Raw genomic sequence first — 24,067 nt, 5'->3', positions numbered from 1 at the left:
ACAACGTTGCGTAATCAGACGACTACGGAGCATGATGGTTCGGCGAGGATCGCGCACCATCCGCCGTCTCCCGGGGGGAACGGAACGGTGGGTGACCGGGGGCAACACCTGCCGACTCGAGGTCGGACGTCCGACCGGTGTGGAGAGTTCGGCAGCGGACTGCAAGGGGGGACGTGGACTGATGGGCATGATTACAGACTGGCCGACTTTGGCGGCATGCCAGAACGGGGACCCGGACGCGCTTTTCGTACAGGGCGCCGAGCAGAACGTCGCGAAGCGGATCTGCCGAAGCTGCCCGGTGCGATATGAGTGCCTGGCCGACGCGCTGGACAACCGCATCGAGTTCGGTGTCTGGGGCGGCATGACCGAGCGCGAGCGCCGGGCGCTCCTGCGGCGTCATCCGCAGGTGGCGAGCTGGCGCAAGATGTTCGAGGCCGCGTTGCGCAACAAGGACAAGTCTCTGGTCACGGCTGGCTGATAGCCGAGCCGATCGTCCGCAGCCCGTCGATGTCGTGCACATCGGCGGGCTGTGCCGTCACGGCGACCGTGGGCACGTGCGGAAACTCCTGTGCGAAACCGGCGGTCACGGTCCGTTCGCGGTCGGCCAGCGCGGCCAGCGCGGCGTGGATCCGCAACGCGTCGGCCGTGGGCGCCTGCTCGCCCGCCTCGGTCAGCCCCGCCGCGGCGGCCAGGCTCGTCTCGGCGCCCAGTTGCGGCACCTGGGTCCGGTGCACGCGGTTGACCACCAGGCCGGCCAGCGGCATCCGCTCCTCGCCGAGCCGGCGGGCGAAGTAGGACGCCTCGCGGATCGCGTCCGGCTCGGGCGTCGCGACCACGAGGAACGCGGTCTCGGGAGCCTGAAGGATCTGGAAGGTCTGCTCGGCGCGCTGCCGGAAGCCGCCGAACATCGAGTCGAGTGCGGCGACAAAGCCTGACAAATCAGTCAAAAGCTGCGCCCCGAGCACCTTCTGTACGACTCGGGAGAACACCCCGAACGACGCCGTCACCAGGCCGAACACGCTGCGTCCGCCGGCGCGGGCCGGTGCCAGCAGCAGCCGCAGCATCTTGCCGTCGAGAAACCGGCCCAGCCGGGCCGGCGCGTCGAGGAAGTCCAGCGCGGAGCGCGACGGCGGGGTGTCGACCACGATCAGGTCCCACTCACCCTGCGCGTGCAGATGGGCCAGCTTCTCCATCGCCATGTATTCCTGCGTGCCGGAGAAGGTCGAGCTCATCGCCTGGTAGAAGGGGTTGGCGAAGATCTCCGCCGCCTTCGCCGGGTCGGTGTGCGTGAGCACCACCTCGTCGAAGGTGCGCTTCATGTCGAGCATCATCGCGTGCAGCGAGCCCGCGCTGCCCTCGCCGACGTCCTTGACGGGCCGAGGGGTGTTGTCGAGCTCGGTGAGGCCGAGCGACTGGGCCAGGCGGCGGGCGGGGTCGATGGTCAACACCACGGTGCGCCGGCCGTGCTCCTCGGCGGCCCGCAGAGCGAGCGCCGCGGCCGTCGTGGTCTTGCCGACCCCACCCGAACCGCAGCAGACCACGATGCGGACGCCCGGATCACTCAGGATCCGGTCGACGTCCAGCCGTGGCGGGTGTAGATCCGAAGACACATGACCGAGTTTATGGGGTCGGACCAGCAAGCAGAGCGGCGGCGAGAAGGTCGAGCCCCTCCCGGTCGACTCCGCCGCTCAACAAAGGCAGCTCCAGCACCGGCCGACCGAGCTCGGCGAGGTCGGTGCGGAGCGAGTCTTCCAGCTCCTGGCGGGTCAGGTAATTCTTCACCTCGGTGTACAGGCCGGTGACCGTGGCCCGGTCGGTCGGCAGCCCGGCAGCGCTCAAACCGCGCTTGAGCTCGGCCTGAGTGACCTTGCCGACGGAGGCCAGCGGGACCTGCGCCTCGTTGACGATCACGTGCCCGACCGGGATGCGCAGCCGGGTCAGCTCCTCGATCGCATCGACCGTCTCCTGCACCGGCATCTCTTCCAGGAGTGTGACCACATGCACAGCGGTCATCGGCGAGCGGAGCAGTGCCTGGACGCCGTCGCTCTGCGTCTTGATCGGCCCGACCTTGGCCAGCTTGGCCGTCTCCGCCGTGACGTTGAGGAACCGGCCGATCCGCCCGGTCGGCGGGGCGTCGAGCACGACCGCGTCGTACACCCGATGCCCGCCCGAGGTCCGGGTCGTGGCCTCCTTGACCTTGCCGGTGAGCAGCACGTCACGCACGCCCGGCGCGACGGTGGTGGCGAAGTCGATCGCGCCCAGCCGGCGCAGCGCCCGGCCGGCGGCACCCAGCCGGTAGAACATCTCGAGGTATTCGAGCAGGGCTTCCTCGGCGTCGATGGCCAGCACCCGCACCTCGCCCCCGCCGGCCGCGGCGGTGATCCGGCGCTCCTCGTAGGGCAGCGGCGGGGTGCCGAAAAGCTGCGCGACGCCCTGCCGCCCCTCGACCTCGACCAGCAGCGTCCGGCGCCCGCCGGCGGCCAGCGCCAGGGCGAGCGCGGCGGCCACCGTGGTCTTGCCGGTGCCACCCTTGCCGGTCACGACGTGCAGTCGCGCCGGCCACAGATCGGCACGTCGGCTGGTCGCGGCGGGTCTGGTCACGACCCAAGGGTAGATGTCAGCCGACGTCGCAGACCCACCAGCCGGTCTTGTGGACCAGCGTGAAGCGGAGTTGCTGCTCGGCACTGCGGTCGTCGGCGGTCAACACGGTCAACTTGGTCGAGACGATCGCCTTGTCGGCGTCCTGCTGTTCCACCTTCGGCGGGTCCCAGCGGTAGCGCGGGCTCGGGTACGTCCGGGCGTACCGCTGCACCTCGTCGATCTTGTCCTGGACGGCGCTCTGGTTCCGGGCCTCACCGCAGAGCAGCCCGGTGGTCGCAGCCGCGTTCTGGTCGACGTAGACGGCGTCGAGGAAGCCCTCCACCGCCGCCACCGGTTCGGCCGCGCCCTCGCCGGTCTCCGTGTCCCGGAGCAGCAGGAAGGCGGCCAGGCCTCCGCCACCGCCACAGAGCAGGACGACGGCCAGCACGATCGCCGCCACCAGCGGTCCGCGGCTCCGGCGCTTGGCGGGTGCCGGCGCCGGATGAGGGGGTACGGCGGCCCAACCCACGGTGGAATCCGCCTGGGCAGGGGCCGGAACCGGAGTGGCCCAGGGCGGCGCTTGCGTCGCCCATTCCTGTGTGCCGGGCGGCACGGTGGGCGGCGCAGGGGGCATCCACGGCGGCGGAGTCCACAGCGGGGGCTGCGGCGGCTCGGGCGCCGGCGGCGCGCTGATCGGCCGGGGTGCGACAAGCGGGGCTGGTGGGCCGGGCGGTAGCTCCTGGGTCCGGGCAGGCTCGGGCTCGGTCGTCGACGGCTCGCCGGGCGGCGGCGTTGGCGGGTCCTGGGGTGCCGCTGGCGGGGGAGCGGGGGCCGGGGCCGGGACGGGTGTGGGTGGCCCGGAATGCGGTCCGGAGGGAGGCGGCGGAGCGGGTGTCGCCTGCGGCGGCGGTGGCGGCGGGACGGGTGGGCGTCCGTCGCCTTCGTCGCCTGACGGGGCGGCGTCGGCTGGCCGGCTTTCGGCACCGTCGGGCGGCACGGTCATGGTCTCCCCACAAGCTCTCGTCCGGTTGCGGTCGAGCCGTCGCCGAGCAGGGTAGCCGACCTCGGCCCGCTCTGATCGCCACCGGTAACCTCGGCCGCATGCAGAAATGGGAGTACGCGACCGTGCCGCTGTTGGTCCACGCGACCAAGCAGATTCTGGACAACTGGGGTGACGACGGCTGGGAGCTGGTCTCCGTGATCCCGGGCCCCAACCCGGAGCAGTTGGTCGCCTATCTGAAGCGGCCGAAGGCATGACTCCGCACGAGCGGCTGGCCGAGCTCGGCCTCACGCTGCCCGAGGTTGTTCCGCCGGTCGCCGCGTACGTGCCGGCCGTACAGTCCGGCGCTTATGTCTACGTCTCCGGTCAGCTCCCGATCTCCGGTGGCGAGCTGCTCGCGACCGGCAAGGTCGGCGCCGAGGTCACCGCGGAGCAGGCCCGTGACCTGACCCGGCAGTGCGCCCTCAACGTGCTCGCGGCGATCGACTCCCTGGTCGGCCTCGAATACGTCGTCAAGGTGGTCAAGGTGGTCGGCTTCGTCGCCTCGGCACCCGGCTTCACCGGCCAGCCCACCGTCGTCAACGGCGCGTCGGAGCTGTTCGGCGAGGTCTTCGGTGAGGCCGGTCGGCACGCCCGCAGCGCGGTCGGTGTCGCCGAGCTTCCGCTGAACGCCCCGGTCGAGGTCGAAGCGATCGTCGAGATCGCAACCGCCTGATCTTGGACAGGAAGACATAAATCTTCTGTCACAGCTCAGTCGTACGATCGCACCCATGACGGCCCACGTGACCACTCCGGCGGCGGCCCTGGCGGAACGCCTGCCGGAGTGGACCACCCTCGTCCGGGCGCCCAACCCCGGTCCGATGACGCTCGACGGCACCAACACCTGGGTCCTGCGGGCCACGCCCGGCGCTCCCGCCGTGGTCGTCGATCCGGGCCCGCTCGACGAGGGGCACCTGCGGGCGGTCGCCGAGCACGGTCCGATCGGCACCGTGCTGGCCACCCACGGCCACCCCGACCACGTCGAGGGGCTCGAGAGGTTCGCCCAGCTCACCGGCGCGAAAGTGCTCCGCGACCTGGGCGAGCACGAGCTGGCCGGCGTTGCGATCACCGCGCTGCCCACCCCCGGCCACACGGCCGACTCGGTCTGTTTCGTGGCCGCGGCCGGCGGCGAGCGGGCGGTCTTCACCGGCGACACCATCCTCGGCCGGGGCACCACGGTGGTCGCCCATCCCGACGGAGACCTCGGCGCCTACCTGGCCAGCCTCGAGCTGCTGACGGCCTATCCCGGCCAGCTCGCCCTGCCCGGACACGGCCCGGCGCTGGCCGACTGCGCCGTCGCCGCACGGTTCTATCTGGCCCACCGACGGGCGCGGCTCGACCAGGTGCGGCAGGCCGTTGCAAATGGCGCCAAAACCGCCGACGAGGTCGTTTCCACCGTCTATGCCGACGTCGATCCCAGCCTCTGGCCGGCCGCCGCCTGGTCGGTCCGGGCCCAACTCGCATATCTCGGTGTGCCATCCGGGGAATCGCGACGGGGGTCACAGGGGTTGGATGGACCGTGACATGTCTTGTGTGCGGCACGGTCGCCGTCCCCGGCGCCCGCTTCTGCCACAACTGCGGCGCTGCCCTTCCTGCGGCGGCGGGGCTGCCCGCTGCCGAGCGCCGGGTGGTTACCGTCCTGTTCGGCGACCTGTCTGATTTCACCTCCTGGTCCGAAAATGTCGACCCGGAGCGGGTCGGCGCGGTGACCGACCGCGTGCTGGCGGCGCTCGCCGGCGCGGTGAAGACCTTCGGCGGCCACGTCGACAAGCTCACCGGCGACGGCATCATGGCGGTCTTCGGCGCACCGGTCGCGCACGAAGACGACGCCGAGCGCGCGGTCCGAGCGGCCCTGTCGATGCAGCGCGCGGTCCGCCGGGTGCTCGACGACGAGCGCGGCGGCGGCGCACCCCTCGGCCTGCGGGTCGGGCTCAACACCGGCGCCGTGGTCGCCGGCATCCAGGCCGCGATCGAATACACGGTCATCGGCGACACGGTCAACACCGCCGCCCGCCTCGCCGACGCCGCCGCGGTCGGCGCCGTCTACGCCGGTGCCAGCACCTTCGAGGCCACCCGCCGGGTCGCGTCCTGGCGGCAGTTGCGCCCGCTGCGGCTCAAGGGCAAGCGCGACCCGGTCCAGGCGGTCGAGCTGCTCGGCCTGCACGATGCCCCCGGCACCCGGTCCGGTCTCGGCGACGAGGCGCCGTTCGTCGGCCGCGAGGCCGAGCTCGGCCGGATAGCCGGCCGGCTATCCGAGGTCGTCGACCAGAGCCAGCCCACCGTCATGTTGATGACCGCCGAGGCCGGCATCGGCAAGACCCGGTTCGCCAGCGAGGCCGAGCGGTTGGCCGCCGGCTTCGACGTCGCCGCCGGCCGGTTCGCCACCCGCACCGGCGCCCGGGTGCTCTCGGTGCGCTGCGCCGCGTTCGGCGAGCGCCGCCGGCTGGCGCCCCTGGCCGATCTGGTCCGCGCCGCGATCGGCGCGCCCGCCGACAACGGCACTCCGCCGAGCCGAGCCGTGGTCGAGGAGCGGCTCCGGCGGCTGACCGCCCGGCTCGCCCGGTTGCCCGACACCGCGCCGGTCGCCTCCGAACTGCTGCTCGCCCTGATGGGCTACGGCGAGGTGCCGGCCACCGTCTCCCCGGTGCCCGGCGAGTGGACGGGCGACATCCCGGGCGCTGAGCCCGCCGCCGTGCCCGGCGCGGTCGCGGCGCTGCTGAGCGGCCTCGCCGCCGAGACACCGCTGCTGATCGTCGTCGACGACCTGCACGACGCCACCTCCGAGACGGTCGAGGCCCTCGGGGTCATGCTGTCCCGGCTGAGCGGTCCGGTGCTGGTGCTGCTGCTCGGCCGCCCCGAGCTCGTGCGCACCGCCGGCGCGCTGACCCGGCTGGCCGACGCCGAGGTGGTCAACCTCCCGCCGCTGCGCGGCGCCGACGCCTCCCGCCTGCTCTCGTCCTATCTGAGCGGCGGCAAGCTGCCGCAGCCCGACAACGACGGGCTGCTCGCCACCGCACAGGGCAACCCGTTCTACCTGGCCGAGCTGGTCACGCTGCTGATCGAGCGCGGTGCGCTGACCAAGGTCGGTGTCGACGGCGAGTCCGGCCAGAAGCGCTGGCGGCTGGCGCCCGGCTCGCTGACCAGCCGACTGCTCTCCCGCGACCTGGCCGCGGTGCTCGCCGCCCGCATCGACGCGTTGCCGGGCGACGCACGCGCCGTGCTGCGCGACGCCGCGGTGATCGGCGACCAGGTGCCGCGCGGCACCCTCGAGGCGTTGCGTGAGCACTACGCGGGCCGGGCCGGTCGCCCGGCCGCGGTGGTCGCCGTCGAGCTCGAACGTGCCGTCGACGAGCTGTTGCAGCGCCGCATGCTCCAGCGCACCCGGAGCGGCTACGCGTTCAGCACCCCGCTGATGCACGAGGCCGCCTACTCCGGCATCGGCAAGGCCGACCTCGCCGAGCGGCACGCGTTCCTGGCCGAGTGGGCGGCCCGCAAGACCCCGTCCGACGTGGTGGTCGGGCGGCGTCCGGTGTCGGTCGACGCTCCGGTCGGCGACCCGCGCAGTTGGTCCGACGGCGACCGCGACCTGTTCATCGCGCACCACTCCGAGCGCGCCGTCGTCCTGGCCGACAGTGTCGGGCTGCGACCCGACGCGGCCGCTCGCAGCGTCGTCCCGCTGGGCATCGCGGCGCTGAGCCGATCCGCCCGCCGGGCCGCCGCCGCCGGTGAGCCGACCACCGCCGTGGAATACGCCGAGCGGGAGGCCGTCCTCGCCGGTGATGCCCTGCCGACCGCCGACCGGCTGGTGCACGCGCGAGCGTTGCAGCAGACCGGCCGGGTCAACGACGCACTCGCGTACGCGGAGAAGATCGCCGCCAACTCGGCCGAGCCGAGCGCCCGCGCCGGCGCGCTGCTGCTCGCCGGCCGGGCCCACCGATCGCTCGGTGACTTCCCCCGGGCGCAGGTGATGTGGCGCGACGCGCTCCAGGTCGCCACCGATGCCAACCTGCCCGGCCCGCGCGCCGAGGCGATGCGCCGGCTCGGCATGGCCGACTTCCTCCAGGGCAAGCTGGCCCAGGCGAGCAGCCGGTTCGCGGCCGCCTACCAGGTCAACGTCGCCGCCGGAGACGAGCGCGGGCAGGCCTGGTCACTCCAGAACCTCGCCTGGGTCACCACCACCCGGGGCGACTTCGCCGGCGCCGACGCGGTGCTGGCCCGCGCCGCTCGGCTGTTCGCCCGGCTCGGCGACCCGGTCGGCCGAGCCTGGCTGCGCGGCACCACGGCCTATGCCCGGCTGCTCGCCGGTCGGCTGTCGGAGGCCCGCCGGCTCGCCCGGATCTTCCTGCCGTTCGGCGAGCGAGTCGGCGAGTCGTGGGCGGTCGGCACGCTGCGCGCGGTCGAGGCGTTCGCCGCCGCGGAGCTCGGCGACCTGGCCGAGGCCGACCGTGAGGCCCGCCGGGCCTATCGCGACTTCGCGGCCGCGTCGGACGACTGGGGCCGCGGCTTCGCCCTCGTCGTGCGCGGCGTGGTGGCTCGCGGGCTGGGGGAGCCACAGCACGCCGCGGACCTGCTCACCGACGCCCTCTCCTACGCGAATCGGCTCGGGCATCCGCTCTTGATGGGCATGGCCGGCACGTTGCGCGGCTTCGTCGCGCTGGACCGCGGCGACGTCGACGCGGCCGAGGCCGACGCACGCGCCGTGATCACGGCGGTCGAGCCCCACAACCCGCTGGCGCCGGCTCAGGTCGGCCCCCGGGTGCTGCTCTCGGCGGCCCGCCGCCTGGCCGGCGACACGACCACCGCGGTCGGCCTGCTGGCACCGATCGCCTCGGCCAGCGGTGCACCGTCACTGCTGTTCTCGCGGCAGCAGGCACTGGCCACCTACGCGTCGGCGCTGCTGGCCGCGGGGCGGTGCGAGCAGGCGCTCGACTGGGCACAGCGGGCCGCGGCGGTGCCGGCCGAGGATGTGCGCTCGCGGGTCATCGGGGCCGAGGTGCTGGCCCGGTCGCTGGCCGCGGCGGGCCGGGTCGCCGAGTCGCGGGCTGCCGCCGAGCGGGCCGTCGACCTGTCGTTCTCCACGGAGCAGACGAGCGAGCGGGCGCGGGCTAAGGCGTTGCAGGCCGAGCTCTCCGACTGACGGGGTCCGGCAAGCGTGGCATTCGGTCAGCGGCTGAGGGTCGGGGTTTTCAACGCGTCCGGGCCGCGGCCGGCCAGGCAGCGGTAGGTGCGGTCGCCGCTGGCCAACGCGGCCGCGTCCGGTGGCAGCACGTCCAGCGTCCAGCCCTGGGTGCTCATCAGCAGCGTCACCGAGGCGAAGGTGGACCGACCGCAGACCTCGCGAACCGCCGGTTCCGCACGCAACGACTTCCGGTCCACAGTGGTCACCGACGTCGGCACCTGGCCGACGGCGAACACCTCCCACGTGTGCGGGCCGCCGCACGGCACCCGCTCGACGTCGTCGGCGTAGCACTCCAGGTCGCCGGGGCACTTGCCGCCGGCGGGCAGCGGCACGACACAGCCGCGCAGCGCCTGGCCGTCCAGTCGCACGCTCGACGTGGGCGCGGGCTTGCTCGGGTCGACCGGGTCGTCGTCCGGCAGGCCGGCCGCGTACCAGGTGGTCAGGCCGCCGATCACCAGCAGGGCGACCATCCCGAGACCGCCGAGCCACCAGCGGCGCCGGCTGCGGCGAGGGTTGCCGCTGACCGTCGGGTGGTCGTCGCCGGAGTCGCCGGGCTGCGGCGACGCCGGCGGGGTGTAGGAACGAGAGGTGTAGACGGACGGGCCGCCGGAGACCGGTGCGCCGGAGGCCGGTGCGCCCGACACCGGCCGGGCCGGGCCGAAGCTGTCCATTGACAGGCCGGCCAGCAGGTCACGCAGCTCCTCAGCCGAAGGCCGGGCGGCCGGGTCGTTGGCCATGCCGCGGCGCAGCAGCTCGAGATAGCCCGGCGGCACGCCCGGCAGGTCGGGGATCTGCTCGGTGAACATCTCCATCAGCGTGAGCAGGCTCGGGTCCCGGTCGTCGCGCCAACGTGGCGGCTTCCCGCGCATGATCGCGTAGAGCGTCGCGCAGAGGGCGTAGACGTCGACCGCCGGCGACGGCTCGCTGTGCCGGAACATCTCGGGCGCGGCGTACGCGGGAGTCAGCACCTCTAGCGTCACCGACGAGTCGCGGACCTCGGCCAGCACCGCCAGGCCGAAGTCGGCCAGCGCCGGCTCGTTGAACCGCGAGTAGAGGATGTTGGCCGGCTTCACGTCGCGGTGGAGCACACCGAGTTGGTGCGCGTCGGCCAGCGCGTCCGCGATCTTGACGCCGACGTCGCGGGACTCGGCGGCGGACAGCGGCGAGCTCTTCATCCGTTCGAGGTACGAGCCGTCGCAGAGTTCCATGATCAGGTACGGGTGCCGGGACTCGGTGACGCCCGCGTCGAACAGATCCACGACGTGCGGGTGCGACGACATCCGGCCGGCGGCGCGCGCCTCGCGGAGGAAGCGGCGCTGGTCGCGTTCGGTGTCGAGAGTGCGGTTTTCGACCTTGACGGCCACCTCGCGCCCAACCGACGCCTGTGTCGCCCGGTAGACGGTGGCGTAACCACCTCGGGCGAACACCGACAAGTCGGTCAGGCCAGGCACCACCGGCAGCGGGAGTGCTCCAGGTGATGTGCCGTTCACGGGTTAGAAGGTACCGAAGTCCCCCGCTTTCGTTCGAACCACAATGCGACACCCGTAGCTATTGCTCCGAGTCCCTCCCACGCCGCTACGCCGAAAAAGCGCGCCGGAGCCGCGTCGGTGAGCACCAGGATGGTGAAAACCGTGAAGGTCACGAGCCGGAACCACACCGTGAAGAGGTAGAACGGCCGCCATTCCGTGGCGACGGCGACCAGGTAGTAGACGCCCATGTTGAACGACGCCATGGACGAGGCCGCCATGAACGTCTTCGTGTAGTCGCCCGACGGCCGCGAACCGAGCACCTCGAAACCGAGGCTCTTCAACAGGGTGTCCGGGCTGACCAGGCCGACCACGCCCATGATGATCGCGAGCACGCCGAAGACGGCCATGGTCCAGCCGGCCGGAGAGCGAGGAAGCCTCATATTTGAAGATCCAAGCATTTCTCCGCATGATGATCAACGATCGATCAGTACGACTTCTCCTGACCGAGTACGTGTTGCGAAACGAAGTTGAGGATCATCTCGCGGCTGACCGGCGCGATCCGGCCCGCGCGCACCGCGCCGAGCAGTGTGGCGACGCCGTACTCGGTGGTCATGCCGTTGCCGCCGTGCACCTGGATCGCTGTGTCGACGGCGAGTGCCGCAGCGTCCGCGGTCGCGTACTTGGCCATGTTGGCCGCCACTCCCGCCTCCAGGTCCCGGCCCGCGTCGTAGAGCGCGGCCGCCTTGTAGACCATCAACCGGGCGAGCTCGACCTGGATCGCCGCGTGCGCCAGCGGATGTGCCACACCCTGGTGCGTCCCGATCGGACGGCCCCAGACCTGCCGGGAGGCGGTGTAGCGGGACGCCCGGTCCAACGCGTACCGGCCGGTGCCGGCGCTCATCGCGGCGACCGTGATCCGCTCCGGGTTGAGACCCGAGAACAGCGCCGGTAGGCCCGCGTCGCCGGCACCGACCAGGGCGGAAGCTGGCAGCCGGACGTCGTCGAGGTAGAGCAGCCACTGCTTCTCCGGCGAGACGATCTCCATGTCCAGCTTGGACTTCGTCAGGCCCGCGGCGTCGGTGGGCACCAGGAACAGCGCCGGTACGAGCCGTCCGGTCGCCGCGTCCTCGGTGCGCGCCACGACCATCACGTAGTCGGCGTGGTCGACACCCGAGATGAAGCACTTGCGGCCGTTGAGCACCCACTCGTCGCCGTCGCGGCGGGCCACCGTGCCGAGCCGGTGGAAGTTGGAGCCGGCCTCGGGTTCGGTGATCGCGAACGCGATGAGCAGCGTGCCGTCCGCGAGCCTCGGCAGGAACTCGGTGCGCTGCGCCTCGGTGCCGTGCTTGGCCAGGATCGTGGCGATGATCGCCGGCGACACCACGAGCAGCAGCAGCGGCGAGCCGGTCGCCGACAGCTCCTCGCAGACGATGGTCAGGTCGGTGATGCCGCCGCCACCGCCGCCGTACTCCTCCGGGATGCTGACGCCGAGATAGCCGAGCTTGCCGGCCTCGGCCCACAGCTCGGTGGTGTGCTCGCCGGCCTTGGCCTTGCTGATGAAGTACTCGTGGCCGTAGCGGCGGCCGAGGGCCGACACGGCGTCGCGCAGGTCGCTCTGCTCTGGGGTCAGGTCGAAGTTCATGAGGGGTGGCCTCCGACTCTCTCTCGTTTACTCGGGACTGAGAACCGCCAGTACGGCACCGGTCTCCACCTGCGAGCCGGGGCCGACCGGCAACGCGGAGACGTAGCCGGCGGACGGGGCGTACACGGGGTGCTCGAGCTTCATGGCCTCGAGCGTCATCAGCAGCTCGCCGGGGCGGACCCGCTGGCCGGGCACCACCATGACCCGGCTGACGTGCCCGGGCAGCGGCGCGACCAGCGAGCCCTCGGCTAGCTGGGCCGACGGCAGCGGGAACCGGGGCAGCTCCTGGAGGGCGACCGAGCCCTCCGGACTGTCGACGTAGGACACCTCGCCGATGCGGCGCACGGTGAACATGAGCCGGATTCCGTTGACGTCGAGGGCGACCGCGTCCGCCTCGGCCGAGACGACCTGCGCCGGTGGGTGGTCGTCGGTGGCCGGCGGCTGGCCGAGCCCGCCGAGGTCCGGGTCGTCCGGGTCGACCGCGCGGACCCACCAGTTGACCAGGTCGCCCGCGCGGTCCAATCGGTAGCCGACCTCGACCGGGCCGGCCGGGCCGTCGTACACGGTGGTCTGCGACCTGGACGGGACGTTGCGCCACCCGGACGGGAGGGAGCCGAGCACCGACGCGTCGGCATGCCGGGCGGCGGCGCCGGCCAGGGCCGCGGCCAGGCAGGACACCCGCACCGCGTCGACCGAGGAGAGCAGCGGCGCGAACACCTCGGGGTGCTGCTGCAGGAACGCCGTGTCGATGTCACCGGCCCGGAAGGACGGGTGCCGCAGCGTACGCACGAGCAGGTCGCGGTTGGTCGTCACGCCGTGGATCTCGGCGCGGGCGAGGGCGCCGGAGAGCAGCCGGCCCGCGTCGGCCCGGGTCGGCGCCCACGCCATCAGCTTGGCCAGCATCGAGTCGTAGTGCACGCCGACGACGGAGCCGTCCCGCACACCGGAGTCGAGCCGCAGGCCCGGCGCCTGCAGGGGCTTGAACTCGCCGGCGACCTGCGGGATGTGGAACCGGTGCAGCGTGCCGGTGGACGGCAGCCAGTTCGCGGCCGGGTCCTCGGCGCACAGCCGCACCTCGATCGCGTGGCCGCGCATCGGCGGCGGCGCGTTGAGCGGCAGCGGGTTGCCCTCGGCCACCGCGAGCTGGAGCTGGACCAGGTCGAAGCCCGTGATCAGCTCGGTGACACCGTGCTCGACCTGGAGCCGGGTGTTCATCTCGAGGAAGTAGAAGCCACCGCCCACGGCGTCGACCAGGAACTCGACGGTGCCGGCGCCGACGTAGCCCACCGCCCGGGCGGCGGCGACCGCGGCCGCGCAGAGCTGTTCGCGCAGTTGCGGCGTGACCACCGGCGACGGCGACTCCTCGATGACCTTCTGGTAGCGCCGCTGGATCGAGCACTCCCGCTCGCCGAACGGCACCACGGTGCCCTGGGCGTCGGCGAAGATCTGCACCTCGATGTGCCGGGCACTCTCCACGTAGCGCTCCATGAACACGGTGCCGTCGCCGAACGCCAGCGCCGCCTCGCGCCGGGCCGAGGAGATCGCCTCGGGCAGCGACGCGCGGTCGTGCACGATCCGCATGCCGCGGCCGCCACCTCCGGCCGACGCCTTGACCAGCACCGGGAACTCGCTGACGCGGTCCGCGTCGAACCAGGTCGGCAGCATCGGGATGCCGGCGTCGGCCAGCAGCGTCTTCGCCTCGATCTTCGAGCCCATCGTGGCGATCACCTTGGCCGGCGGACCGACCCAGGTCAGCCCGTTGTCGGTGACCAGGGCGGCGAAGTCGGCGTTCTCCGAGAGAAAGCCGTACCCGGGATGGATCGCGTCGGCACCGGTCTTGCGCGCGGCGCCGATCATCAGGTCGCCGCGCAGGTAGGTCGCGGTCGGGGCGTTGCCGGGCAGGTGTACGGCGTAGTCCGCCTCGGCCACGTGTGGCGAGTCGGCGTCGGCGTCCGAGTAGACGGCTACCGTCTCGATGCCGACCAGTCGGCACGAGGCGAAGACCCGGCGGGCGATCTCACCCCGGTTGGCCACCAGCAGTCTGCGGATCATGCGCGAGCCCTCACATCCGGAAGACGCCGAAGCCTTCGGCGCCCTTGATCGGTGCATTGTGGATAGCCGAGAGGCACAGCCCGAGGACGGTGCGGGTGTCGCGGGGATCGATGATCCCGTCGTCGTAGAGCCGACCCGAGAGGAACAGCGCCGTCGACTGGCTCTCGATCTGCTGCTCCACCATCATTCGCATCGCCTGGTCGGAGTCTTCGTCGTAGTGCTGGCCCTTGGCCTCGGCCGCCTGCCGCGCCACGATCGACAGCACGCCGGCGAGCTGGGTCGGGCCCATCACCGCGGACTTCGCGTTCGGCCAGGTGAACAGGAACCGCGGGTCGTACGCCCGCCCGCACATGCCGTAGTTGCCGGCGCCGTACGAGGCGCCGAGGTTGATCGTGATGTGCGGGACGGTGGAGTTGGACACCGCGTTGATCATCAGAGCGCCGTGCTTGATGATGCCGCGCTGCTCGTATTCCGCGCCGACCATGTAGCCGGTGGTGTTCTGCAGGAAGAGCAGCGGTGTGTCGCTGGCGTTGGCGAGCTGGATGAACTGGGCCGCCTTCTGCGACTCCTCGGAGAACAGCACGCCACGGGCGTTGGCCAGCACGCCGACCGGGTAGCCGTGCAGCTCACCCCAGCCGGTCACCAGCGCGGCGCCGTAACCGGGCTTGAACTCGTCGAACTCGCTGCCGTCGAGCACGCGCAGCAGCACCTCGCGGGGGTCGAACGGGGTCCGCTGGTCGGCGCTGGCGATGGCCAGCAGGTCCTCGACGTCGTGCTTCGGCGGTTGCGGCAACGCGGTGCGCGGCCCTGGTCCCTGCTTGCGCCAGTTGAGCCGGCGGACCACCTGGCGGGCCAGGCGCAGCCCGTCGCGCTCGTCCTCGGCGAGATAGTCGGCCAGACCGGACGTCCCGGCGTGCATCGCGGCGCCGCCGAGCGACTCGTCGTCGGTGATCTCGCCGGTCGCCATCCGGACCAGCGGCGGACCGGCCAGGAAGACCTTCGCCTGGTGCCGCACCATGATCGTGTAGTCGGACATGCCGGGCACGTACGCGCCGCCGGCGGTGGCGTTGCCGAAGACCACCGAGATGGTCGGGATGCCGGCCGCGGAGAGCCGGGTCAGGTCGCGGAAGACGCCACCGCCCGGTATGAAGATCTCCGCCTGGGTCGGCAGGTCGGCACCGCCGGACTCGACCAGGTTGACCAGCGGCAAGCGGTTGGCCAGGGCGATCTGACCGGCCCGCTGGGTCTTCTTCAACGCGTACGGGTTGATCGCGCCGCCGCGGACGGTCGGGTCGTTGGCCACGATCACGCACTCGACGCCCTCGATCACGCCGATGCCGCTGACCACGCTGGCGCCGACCGGGAAGTCGGTGCCCCAGGCGGCGGTCGGGGACAGCTCCAGGAACGGGGCGTCCTGGTCGACCAGCAGCTCGATCCGCTCGCGTGGGAGCAGCTTGCCGCGGGCGTGATGGCGGTTCACGTACTTGTCGCCACCGCCGGAGCGGGCGTCGTCGAGCGCGTCCTCGAACTCGTGGAGGCGCTCCAACATCGCGGAGCGATTCTCCAGGTAGGACGGGTTGCGCGGGTCCACCGCGGTCTCCATGACAGTCACGCGCACCCCTCACCGGCGTCCTTGGCCATTGCCACCTCCGTAACGAGCGTCTCGGCGCAGTCGACACGGTGGTTGTCGTGCATCACGTCGCGGCACCGTCCTCGAGCAGTACCGTCGGCACCTCGGCGACCCGCGCGCGCAGCAGCTCACCCAGTGCCTTGCCCTGCGGGTCGAAGCGGGTCGAGGCGGCGACCCCCTCGCCCAGCAGACCCCGGATGACGAAGTTGACCGCCCGCAGGTTGGGCAGCTCGTGCCGCTCGACGGTCAACGGCGCCGTCTCCGGCAGCAACTCCTTGAGCCGGTCCGTGGTCAGAGCGCTGAGCAGCCAGTCGGCCGCCGCGTCGGTGCGGGCCCAGACCCCAAGGTTGGCGTCGCCGCCCTTGTCGCCGGAGCGGGCGCCGAGCAGCCGGCCGAGCGGGGCCCTCGTGGTCGGGCCGGGTTGACCGGGCGCGTTCGGGTGTTGCGGCACCGGTTGCCAGGTCGCGGTGCGGACCGGCGGACGGATGGTCACCCGTTGGCCGTCGGGCAACACGGCCGTGTGGTTGACACCGTCCTGGGACACCGTGTCGGCGGTGAACACGCCGAACGGGGTGGCGTCACCCGGCGGGGTGGTCAAGGTGCAACCCGGATAGGAGGCCAGCGCCAGCTCCACCGCGGCGGCCGAGAACGCCCGCCCGGCCCGCTTCGGGTCCTGGTCCTTCAGGTGTACGTGCAGCAGGGCGCTGGCCGCCTCGGTGTCGACGGCGTCGGGGTGGTCGGTGCGGGCCAGGGTGAACTCCAGGCCCTCCTTGCCGACCGCGTTCTCGAGCTGGCCGCGGACCAGCGCCGCCTTGGCCTCGATGTCGAGCCCACAGAGGACGAAGGTCATCGTGTTGCGGAAGCCGCCGAGGTTGGCCACCCCAACCTTGAGGGTGGGCGGCGGTGGCGCGCCCCGCACGCCGGTGATGGTGACCCGGTCCGGACCCTGCTGGCGCAGGTTGACCGTGTCCAGCCGGGTGACCACGTCCGGGCCGAGGTAGGCGGGCGAGTCGATCTCGTAGAGCAGCTGTGCGGTGACCGTCTCGACGGTGACCGCGCCGCCGGTGCCGGGATGCTTCGTGATCACCGAGCTGCCGTCCTCGGCGATCTCCGCGATCGGGAAGCCGGGGCGGTGTGCGCCGTCGGGCAGCTCCGTGAAGAAGCTGAAGTTGCCACCCGTCGCCTGCGCGCCGCACTCGATCACGTGGCCGGCCACGGTGGCACCGGCCAGCGCGTCGAAGTCGTCGCGTGCCCAGCCGTAGTGCGCCGCGGCGGGACCGATCACCAGGGCGGCGTCGGTGACCCGGCCGGTGACCACGATGTCGGCCCCGGCGTCCAGGCACGCGGCGATGCCGAAGGCGCCCAGGTAGGCGTTGGCGGTCAGCGCGTCCGGGCGGAGCAGAGCGTCGCCTTCGACGTACCCGATGCGGGGTTTGTGCCCTCGCTCTTCGGCCAGGTTCTTGATGGCCTGGGCCAGGCCGGCGGGATGGAGTCCGCCGGCGTTGGTGACCAGCTTGACGCCCTTGTCCAGGGCGGCGCCGAGGGTGCCGTCGAGCTGGCGCAGGAAGGTCTTGGCGTAGCCGAGGGCCGGGTCGCGGGCCCGGTCCCGGCCGAGGATCAGCATGGTCAGCTCGGCCAGGTAGTCGCCGGTCAGCACGTCGAGGTCGCCGCCGTCGAGCATCTCCCGCCAGGCGGTGAACCGGTCGCCGTAGAAGCCGGACGCGTTGCCGATGCGGATCATGCGACGGGCTCCCGCTTGGCCCCGGGCGGGCCGGCGAACGCCTGCGCCACGCCCAGCCACTCGGTCGCGACCGGGCCGGTGGCGATCAGGGCCAGGTCCTTGGGGTGGCGGCGCTGGGTGACCAGCAGGCAGAAGTCGAGGGCGGGGCCGGTCAAGCGGTCGGTTGCCGCTTCGGGGCCGAAGGCCCACATGGAGCCGTCGGGAGCGATGAGCTCCACCCGGACCGGTGCCGATGGCACGGCCTGACCATGGGCGAGGAACGAGTGGCCGAGCGTACGGAAGCCGAGGAAGGCGACGTGTCGCAGCCGCTGCGTGGGCTGGTGGACGACCCCGAGCGCGTCGGCGATGTCGAGGCCGTGTGCCCAGGTCTCCATCAGCCGGGCGGTGACCATCGACTGCGGAGCGAGCAGGTTGCCGAACCACGGGATCCGCTTGCCGGGCGGCGCGGCCCGCAGCGCCTCGACCAGCTCCCGATGGCCGGCGAGCCAGCGTTGCCGCAACTCGTCGGGCGGCGCCAGGAAGCCCTCGGCTCCCTTGTCGACGATCCGGTCGGGGTCGTCGGCGAGCGGCGCGAGCAGGGCGACGAACTGTGCGTCGTCGGTCGTGGCCAACAGCGCGGCGTGGTCGGTCCAGGCCAGGTGGGCGATCTGGTGCGCCACGGTCCAGCCCGCGCTCGGCGTCGGGCGGTCCCAGTCTTGGCGCGGCCGGTCCTTGACCAGCGCGTCGACCTCGGCGGTCTCGGCGTCGAGATCGGTGAGCAGGGCGGCGAGCTCGACCACTGGTCCTCCTTCAGTCGCGGATCACGGCGGCGAGGTGGCGCTTCCACTCGCGGAGCAGGGCGGCCCGGCGGGCGGTGTCGTCGGAGAGCAGGTTGGCCACGCCCAGGCCGCGCATCAGGTCGAGGGTGGCCTGCACGGACTCGCGGACGCCGGCGCGGCGCTCGTCGGCGCCGAGCAGCTCGACGGTGAGCCGGTGCAGCTCGCGGCCGACCCGGGCCTCGACCGGCACGAGCGCCGTGCGCAACTCCGGGTCGGTGCGGGCGGCGACCCAGACCTCCAGCGCGGCGGCGTAGAGCGGGCCGGTGAACACGGCGGCGAGCATGTCGATCACCCGGTCGACCCGTTGCGTGCCCGCCGGCAGGCTGGCCGCCTCGGCGCGGATCTCGGCGGCGCGGCGGTCGGCGAGGTGCTCGACGGCGGCCATCACCAGGGTGGCCTTGGTGGGGTAGTGGTGCAGTTGGGCGCCGCGGGAGACGCCGGCCCGCTCGGCGATCACGGTCGTCGTGGTGCCCGCCCAGCCCAGGTCGACCAGGCTGTCGACGGCCGCGTCGAGGAGGCGGGCCTGGGTCGCCCGGCTGCGCTCCTGTTGCGGGGTCCGCATTTCCTGAGCATGGCGGGGCCGAAACAAACAGTCAAGCCTGATTGTTTCTGGTTGCCGTTTGTCTTGCTCGTGGTGCTGCGTCTGTTATGCGTCGGGCGGGTTGATCTTGCCGGTCTCGTCGTCGAACTCGGCGCCGCTCCTCGGGAAGTCCTTTTCCGTCAGCTCGGTGATCATCGTCAGGCTGTCGTCGTCGGAGTCGGTGACGGGCTTGCCCGCGCCGTTCATCCGCGTCGAGACCACCTTGCCGTCGACCCACGAGCCGTCCGGGTTGAGCTCGACCTTGAGCACCGCGCCGAGGCCGAGCGGGCCGCTGTTGTTGAGCGTGCCGCCGCCACCGGCGAAGTTGCCCAGGCTGTAGGCGATCAGTCGACCCTTGTAGAACTCCATCGCGCGCAGCACGTGCGGGCCATGACCGACGATCAGGTCGGCGCCCGCGTCGATCATGGCGCGGGAGAACTTGACCGGGTCGCCGCGGTTCTCGCCGAGGAACATCTCGGTGCCGGGCTTCACGCGGGTCTGGCCGGAGCCCTCGGCGCCCATGTGCACCTGCACCACCACGATGTCGGCCGCCTTGGCCGCCTTCGCGATCAGCGCCTTGCCCTTGGCGATGTTGACGAGGCTGTTGTTCCACGGGTACGACGAGAAGCCGACGACCGCGACCTTGACGCCCTTCACCTCGGCGACCGTGATCTGGTCGACGGCGCCGGTGTGCTTGAGCCCCTGCGCCTCCAGCGCTTCCTGGGTGTTCTCGTAGCCGGCCGGCCCGAAGTCGTTGCCGTGGTTGTTGGCCTGGTTGAGCAGCTCGAAGCCCGCGTCCTTGAGGTGCTTGGCATAGCCCGGCGGCGCCCGGAACTGATGGCAGCCGGTCGACTCTGCCCCGCACTTCGAGCGCCCGGTGTCCTCGGTGAGCGGCTCTTCGAGGTTGCCCATCACCAGGTCGGCGACCAGGTCTTTCTTCACACCGTCGAAGAAGCCCTTGCCGCCGTTGGACGGCAGCCGGTTCGGTGCGTTGCCCATGACGATGTCGCCGGTCGCCGAGAGGGAGATCGACTTCTTTTCCTCGGGTGCGTCCCCTTCGGTGGTCGTGCCGCCGCCCGTCGCCGGCGGGCCGGTCGGCGCGAGCCAGACCGCGGCCGGGTTGCCACGGCCCTTGGCCACCGCGGCGACCGCCGCGAAACCAACACCGAGGAGCGCGGCCACGGCGACACCGGCCACGATGGCCGGGCGCAGGCTACGCCGATCGGGTGAGTCGGGGTGAGACACGCGGGCACCATATCGTTCCGGAGCCACCCGTGGGCACCTCCGTCAGTACGATGGGCTACCGCTCCGACCAGGGGATCTTGGGCCGACTGCCGCCCTCCCGGACGGCCCGGTGCGCGGCCCTGGCAAGGCGGGCACCCCAGAGCGAAAGCGGCCCACCGTACGGCTCCGCAGGCCCGTCCGGCGGGCACAGCACGGTGACCGCGTCGGTGGCGGTGCCCGTCGCCGACAGACCCAGTTCCCACAGCGCCTGGGCCTTGGCTTCTGTGATCGTCGCTACAGCGTTGACCAGGGCCGCGTCGCTCAGCCGTACCGGGACGAAGGCGACGATGTTGATCGTTCCCGGCTTGTGCTGCCGGGGCAGGTCGCGCTCGGCGGCGGCCATGATCGGTGCCCCGAGGCCCACGGTCGCCCAGACCTCAGCTTCCCCGTCGACCGCGGCAACCCGTTGCGTCACGTCGACGCCGGTCAACAACCCGACACCAGGCCCGTCGAGGTCGAGGTCGCCGGCCAGCGCGACCAGGTGCTGCTGCGGGTCTTCCCGGGCGTACGACATGGGAACCGTCGCGTTGAGGACCCACCCGCGCAGGCCGATTCCGCCGCCCAGCGGGGCCGAACTGACCGCTCGCATGGGGGTGGGTAAGCGCCAGAACAGCAGGGGGATGCTTTCGCCGTTCTCTAGCCGCGCGGTAAGAATGGGCTTGAACGGCACGCGACGACGATAAGGCAGGTGGCAACCGGGGTCGGTCCAGCGCATGGACTGATCACTATCCGGGGGTTGCCGGGCCGGTCGGGCGATGCGTACGCCTAGACTGACTGCGCGCGGTTTCCGCGCCATTCGTTGAACTGAGGTGCGCGATGGATGAGGTTCTGGCCCGTAGCGGCATCTTCCAGGGTGTAGACCCGGAGGCGGCCGAGGCGCTCGCCAAGGACATGGAGACCATCGAGGCCCGTAAGGGCGAGATTGTCTTCAACGAGGGCGAACCAGGCGACAGCCTTTACATCGTGCTCAGTGGCAAGATCAAGGTTGGGCGCCGGGCCGCCGATGGCCGGCAGAACCTGATCGCGGTGATGGGCCCGTCCGACATGGTGGGCGAGCTGTCGCTCTTCGACCCAGGCCCGCGCACGGCGACCGCCACGGCGGTCACCGACACCCGCCTGGCCCGCCTCCGCAAGCAGGCGCTGCGCCCGTGGCTCAACAACCGCCCGGAGATCGCCGAGCAACTCCTGCGCGTGCTGGCCCGCCGCCTGCGGCGTACCAACGACGCTCTGGCCGACCTGATCTTCACCGACGTCCCCGGGCGCGTGGCGAAGAACCTGCTCCAGATGGCCGGTCGGTTCGGCACCCGCGACGGCGGCGTCCTGCGGGTCACCCACGACCTGACGCAGGAAGAGATCGCCCAGTTGGTCGGCGCCTCGCGCGAGACGGTCAACAAGGCACTGGCGGACTTCGCCAGCCGAGGGTGGCTGCGGCTCGACGGCAAGTCGATCATCATCCTCGACCCTGAGCGGCTGGCCCGGCGCGCTCGCGTCTGACGGCGGTGGTCCGCCCGGTTTCCGGATCGGGCGGATGGCGGCGACGGGTTGTCGTACGCGCGGAATAGTCTTTTGCACGTGACTAGGACAGCCGCCTTCGACGCGGAGACCGAGCTCGGGCGCACGCGGCGGGCTCGCCGGATGGGGCGCATCCTGGCGGAGACGCATCCGGACGCGCACTGCGAGCTGGATTTCCGCAACCCGCTGGAGCTCGCGGTGGCGACGATCCTGTCGGCGCAGGCCACTGACAAGAAGGTCAACGAAGTCACGCCGAAGGTGTTCGCGCAATATCCGACGGCGGCCGACTACGCCGCTGCCGACCGGGCCGAGCTCGAGGTCACACTCAAGCCGACCGGCTTCTTCCGCAACAAGACCGACTCGGTGATGAAGCTCGGCCAGCAGCTCGTCGAGCGGTTCGACGGCCAGGTGCCGGCCAAGCTGACCGACCTGGTGAGCCTGCCGGGCATCGGGCGCAAGACGGCCAACGTGATCCTGGGCAACGCGTTCGACGTTCCGGGCATCACCGTCGACACGCATTTCCAGCGGCTGGTCGGCCGGTGGCGCTGGACCACCGAGACCGACCCGGTCAAGATCGAGTTCGCCATCGGCGCCATGTTCCCGAAGCGCGACTGGACGATGCTCTCCCACCGCGTGATCTTCCACGGCCGGCGGGTCTGCCACGCCCGCAAGCCGGCCTGCGGTGCATGCACCCTGGCCAAGCTCTGCCCGTCCTACGGCACCGGCCCGACCGATCCCGTCGAGGCGGCCAAGCTGCTCAAGGGCCCGCGGGCAGCGGAGCTGGCAGAGGCCGTCGGCATCGACCCGTCGGTCGTCCCGCAGCAGGCGTTCGCGGCGGACGTCCCGTGAAGCGCTACCTACCGCTCGTCGTCCTGCTGGTCCTCGGCCTGCTCGCGGGCATCGGCGTGCGCTCGTGTTCCAACCGCTCGTCGTCCTCGTCGGGCTCCGATGCCGCGCCGGTCGGCTCGGCGGCGCCACCCAAGCTGTCGTTCGCTGACTGCCAGTCGTTGACCGCACCACCGCGGGAGTCCACCGACGCTCGCTCGGGCGCGCCCACCTCGGTCAAACTCCCGACCGCGTCGCTGCCGTGCTTCGGCGGTGGCAACCTTCGGCTGGCCGACGTCCGCGGCCCGGCCGTGGTCAACCTGTGGGGTTCGTGGTGCGAGCCCTGCCGCGCCGAGCTACCGGCGGTCGACGCCGTCGCGAAACGCACGACGGGCCTGGTCCACTTCCTCGGCGTCGACACCCGCGACATCCGCTCCAACGGCGAAGACATGGTCAGCGAGTTCGGGCTGAGCTACCCGAGCGTCTACGACCAGGGCGAGCAGGTCCGCATCGCCCTCAAGCAGGCCGGCATCCCGGTCACCCTGTTCGTCGACAAGGCGGGCAAGGTGGTCCACCTCTACAACGGCACTGCGCTGGACGAAGCGGCTTTGACCGACCTGGTGCAGCAAAAGCTCGGGGTGGCGGTCCCGGTTGGCTGACGGAATCTGGGACAACGGAGGCGCGCCGACCGGCGGCCCAAGGCTGTTCCCAGACGCCCTACCCGACGGGGTAGGTGCCCGACGCCGGCCCTCGGCCGGCGAGCTGGCGCTGCCGGACTGGTTCGCGCCGCTGCTGACCCGCCTCCACCGATCCCGGGCGGAAGACTTCACCCGCCTGCCAACCCCGGACGAGGGCGGCCGCGACAGCGCCGTGCTGGTTCTCCTGGGCGAGGAACCCGACGGCGGCGGTCCCGACATCCTGGTGCTGCAACGAGCGGCAACGCTGCGCAACCACGCCGGCCAGCCCGCCTTCCCGGGCGGCGTAGCCGACCCCGGCGACGCCGACCCGGCGGCCACCGCTTTGCGCGAGGCCGACGAGGAGGTCGGCCTGGACCCGAGCAGCGTCACGCTCCTGGCCGAGCTGCCGACGCTGTGGATCCCGGCAAGCGACTTCCTGGTCACCCCGGTGCTGGCGTGGTGGCACCGCCCACACCCGGTAGCCCCACGCGACCCGGGCGAGGTGGCCCACGTCGCCCGGCTGCCGGTAGCCGAACTGACCGACCCGGCAAACCGCCTACGGCTGCGCCACCCGAGCGGCTGGATAGGTCCGGCCTTCGAGGTACGCGGAATGCTGGTGTGGGGCTTCACCGCGGGCGTGCTGTCGACGCTGCTGGACATGGCGGGCTGGACGCGCCCATGGCCGCAGGACCGAATCGCCGACCTGCCACCCACCACCCCACCCCCGGCCGCGACCGCGGACGCCGACGAGCAGCCCTAGCGCCGTCGTTCTGGTCACCTAGGCGGCGTTCGCTCGGGCTGGCCGCGTTCGCTCGGGCTGGCCGCGTTCGCTCGGGCTGGCCGCGTTCGCTCGGGCTGGCCGCGTTCGCTCGGGCTGGCCGCGTTCGCTCGGGCTGGCGGCGGTCCGATGGCCGGCCCAGCCGTCGAGCCGCATTTTGCGGATCGCCTACCCCACCCGCTCTGCCCTTCCCGCCGCCTTGCGGTCGGGCCATCGGATGATCCGGCCAAGCAGCCATGGGTCCGACTTATCCGTCTGATG

At 72.0% G+C, this 24,067-nt stretch carries 22 protein-coding genes; 9 read left to right on the top strand and 13 right to left on the bottom strand.

The annotated features are described in order from the left end of the window. Window positions 1–181: 181 nt before the first annotated feature. On the top strand, window positions 182–478 hold the full coding sequence (locus BLV39_RS40375; RefSeq protein ID WP_089254707.1) for a WhiB family transcriptional regulator: 297 nt from the start codon (window positions 182–184) through the stop codon (window positions 476–478). On the opposite strand, the gene bagB is transcribed toward BLV39_RS40375, so the two are convergent. The 3 genes from bagB to BLV39_RS40360 are packed head-to-tail and all read right to left on the bottom strand — an operon-like array spanning window position 465 to window position 3,040. Further along, on the bottom strand, window positions 465–1,610 hold the full coding sequence (gene bagB, locus BLV39_RS40370) for an ArsA family ATPase (RefSeq protein WP_090804468.1): 1,146 nt from the start codon (window positions 1,608–1,610) through the stop codon (window positions 465–467). The genes BLV39_RS40375 and bagB overlap by 14 nt on opposite strands. Before the next feature lie 10 nt (window positions 1,611–1,620). Further along, entirely contained in the window at window positions 1,621–2,601 is a 981-nt protein-coding gene (gene bagA, locus BLV39_RS40365; protein ID WP_090804466.1) for an ATPase BagA, read from the bottom strand. A 16-nt stretch (window positions 2,602–2,617) separates the two neighbouring features. Continuing rightward, on the bottom strand, window positions 2,618–3,040 hold the full coding sequence (locus tag BLV39_RS40360) for an Rv0361 family membrane protein (RefSeq protein WP_090804464.1): 423 nt from the start codon (window positions 3,038–3,040) through the stop codon (window positions 2,618–2,620). A 641-nt stretch (window positions 3,041–3,681) separates the two neighbouring features. Between BLV39_RS40360 and sp36 the strand changes: the two genes are divergently transcribed. The 4 genes from sp36 to BLV39_RS40335 are packed head-to-tail and all read left to right on the top strand — an operon-like array spanning window position 3,682 to window position 8,756. Then, complete coding sequence (sp36, locus tag BLV39_RS40350) at window positions 3,682–3,837, top strand: Sp36 family protein (RefSeq protein WP_090804462.1); 156 nt, start codon at window positions 3,682–3,684, stop codon at window positions 3,835–3,837. Next, on the top strand, window positions 3,834–4,295 hold the full coding sequence (locus BLV39_RS40345; RefSeq protein ID WP_090804460.1) for a RidA family protein: 462 nt from the start codon (window positions 3,834–3,836) through the stop codon (window positions 4,293–4,295). Before sp36 ends, BLV39_RS40345 begins: the two co-directional genes overlap by 4 nt. Before the next feature lie 55 nt (window positions 4,296–4,350). After that, window positions 4,351–5,142, top strand: a complete 792-nt coding sequence (locus tag BLV39_RS40340; protein WP_090804458.1) for an MBL fold metallo-hydrolase — start codon at window positions 4,351–4,353, stop codon at window positions 5,140–5,142. Continuing rightward, window positions 5,139–8,756: an adenylate/guanylate cyclase domain-containing protein gene (locus tag BLV39_RS40335; RefSeq protein ID WP_090804456.1), complete on the top strand. Its 3,618-nt coding sequence runs from the start codon at window positions 5,139–5,141 to the stop codon at window positions 8,754–8,756. The genes BLV39_RS40340 and BLV39_RS40335 overlap by 4 nt, the downstream gene beginning before the upstream one ends. A 26-nt stretch (window positions 8,757–8,782) precedes the next feature. Here the strand turns inward: BLV39_RS40335 and BLV39_RS40330 are convergent, their stop codons facing one another. The 10 genes from BLV39_RS40330 to BLV39_RS40285 form a co-directional block, all read right to left on the bottom strand. Beyond that, entirely contained in the window at window positions 8,783–10,288 is a 1,506-nt protein-coding gene (locus tag BLV39_RS40330) for a serine/threonine-protein kinase (protein ID WP_090804454.1), read from the bottom strand. After that, window positions 10,285–10,707 (bottom strand): hypothetical protein, encoded by a 423-nt coding sequence (locus tag BLV39_RS40325; protein WP_090804453.1) that lies wholly within the window; start codon window positions 10,705–10,707, stop codon window positions 10,285–10,287. Before BLV39_RS40325 ends, BLV39_RS40330 begins: the two co-directional genes overlap by 4 nt. Before the next feature lie 44 nt (window positions 10,708–10,751). Further along, the gene (locus BLV39_RS40320; protein WP_090804450.1) at window positions 10,752–11,909 is read right to left on the bottom strand and encodes an acyl-CoA dehydrogenase family protein; all 1,158 of its coding nucleotides are present in this window, start codon (window positions 11,907–11,909) and stop codon (window positions 10,752–10,754) included. A gap of 27 nt (window positions 11,910–11,936) precedes the next feature. Then, window positions 11,937–13,961, bottom strand: a complete 2,025-nt coding sequence (locus BLV39_RS40315; protein ID WP_090804448.1) for an ATP-binding protein — start codon at window positions 13,959–13,961, stop codon at window positions 11,937–11,939. Window positions 13,962–13,971: 10 nt separating this feature from the next. After that, the gene (locus tag BLV39_RS40310; protein WP_373315307.1) at window positions 13,972–15,564 is read right to left on the bottom strand and encodes an acyl-CoA carboxylase subunit beta; all 1,593 of its coding nucleotides are present in this window, start codon (window positions 15,562–15,564) and stop codon (window positions 13,972–13,974) included. A gap of 91 nt (window positions 15,565–15,655) precedes the next feature. Further along, on the bottom strand, window positions 15,656–17,332 hold the full coding sequence (locus tag BLV39_RS40305) for an acyclic terpene utilization AtuA family protein (protein ID WP_090804446.1): 1,677 nt from the start codon (window positions 17,330–17,332) through the stop codon (window positions 15,656–15,658). After that, on the bottom strand, window positions 17,329–18,111 hold the full coding sequence (locus BLV39_RS40300; RefSeq protein WP_090804444.1) for a TIGR03084 family metal-binding protein: 783 nt from the start codon (window positions 18,109–18,111) through the stop codon (window positions 17,329–17,331). The genes BLV39_RS40305 and BLV39_RS40300 overlap by 4 nt, the downstream gene beginning before the upstream one ends. A gap of 10 nt (window positions 18,112–18,121) precedes the next feature. After that, entirely contained in the window at window positions 18,122–18,712 is a 591-nt protein-coding gene (locus tag BLV39_RS40295; RefSeq protein WP_090804441.1) for a TetR/AcrR family transcriptional regulator, read from the bottom strand. Window positions 18,713–18,796: 84 nt separating this feature from the next. Continuing rightward, complete coding sequence (locus BLV39_RS40290) at window positions 18,797–19,975, bottom strand: CapA family protein (RefSeq protein WP_090804440.1); 1,179 nt, start codon at window positions 19,973–19,975, stop codon at window positions 18,797–18,799. Window positions 19,976–20,030: 55 nt separating this feature from the next. Next, window positions 20,031–20,684, bottom strand: a complete 654-nt coding sequence (locus tag BLV39_RS40285) for an adenosylcobinamide amidohydrolase (RefSeq protein WP_090804439.1) — start codon at window positions 20,682–20,684, stop codon at window positions 20,031–20,033. A 146-nt stretch (window positions 20,685–20,830) separates the two neighbouring features. Between BLV39_RS40285 and BLV39_RS40280 the strand changes: the two genes are divergently transcribed. The 4 genes from BLV39_RS40280 (at window position 20,831) to BLV39_RS40265 (ending at window position 23,788) form a co-directional block, all read left to right on the top strand. Further along, window positions 20,831–21,508 (top strand): Crp/Fnr family transcriptional regulator, encoded by a 678-nt coding sequence (locus BLV39_RS40280; protein WP_089254691.1) that lies wholly within the window; start codon window positions 20,831–20,833, stop codon window positions 21,506–21,508. A 141-nt stretch (window positions 21,509–21,649) separates the two neighbouring features. Further along, a complete protein-coding gene (gene nth / locus BLV39_RS40275; protein ID WP_090804437.1) occupies window positions 21,650–22,375 on the top strand; it encodes an endonuclease III in 726 nt (241 codons plus the stop codon). Then, complete coding sequence (locus tag BLV39_RS40270) at window positions 22,372–23,010, top strand: TlpA family protein disulfide reductase (protein ID WP_090804435.1); 639 nt, start codon at window positions 22,372–22,374, stop codon at window positions 23,008–23,010. The genes nth and BLV39_RS40270 overlap by 4 nt, the downstream gene beginning before the upstream one ends. Before the next feature lie 103 nt (window positions 23,011–23,113). Continuing rightward, on the top strand, window positions 23,114–23,788 hold the full coding sequence (locus tag BLV39_RS40265; protein ID WP_090804700.1) for an NUDIX hydrolase: 675 nt from the start codon (window positions 23,114–23,116) through the stop codon (window positions 23,786–23,788). Window positions 23,789–24,067 lie beyond the last annotated feature (279 nt).

The organism is Asanoa ishikariensis (assembly GCF_900107455.1).
Taxonomy (GTDB): domain Bacteria; phylum Actinomycetota; class Actinomycetes; order Mycobacteriales; family Micromonosporaceae; genus Asanoa; species Asanoa ishikariensis.
The sequence above is the reverse complement of the archived record's forward strand: the minus strand, read 5'-3'. Positions and strand labels throughout refer to the sequence as shown.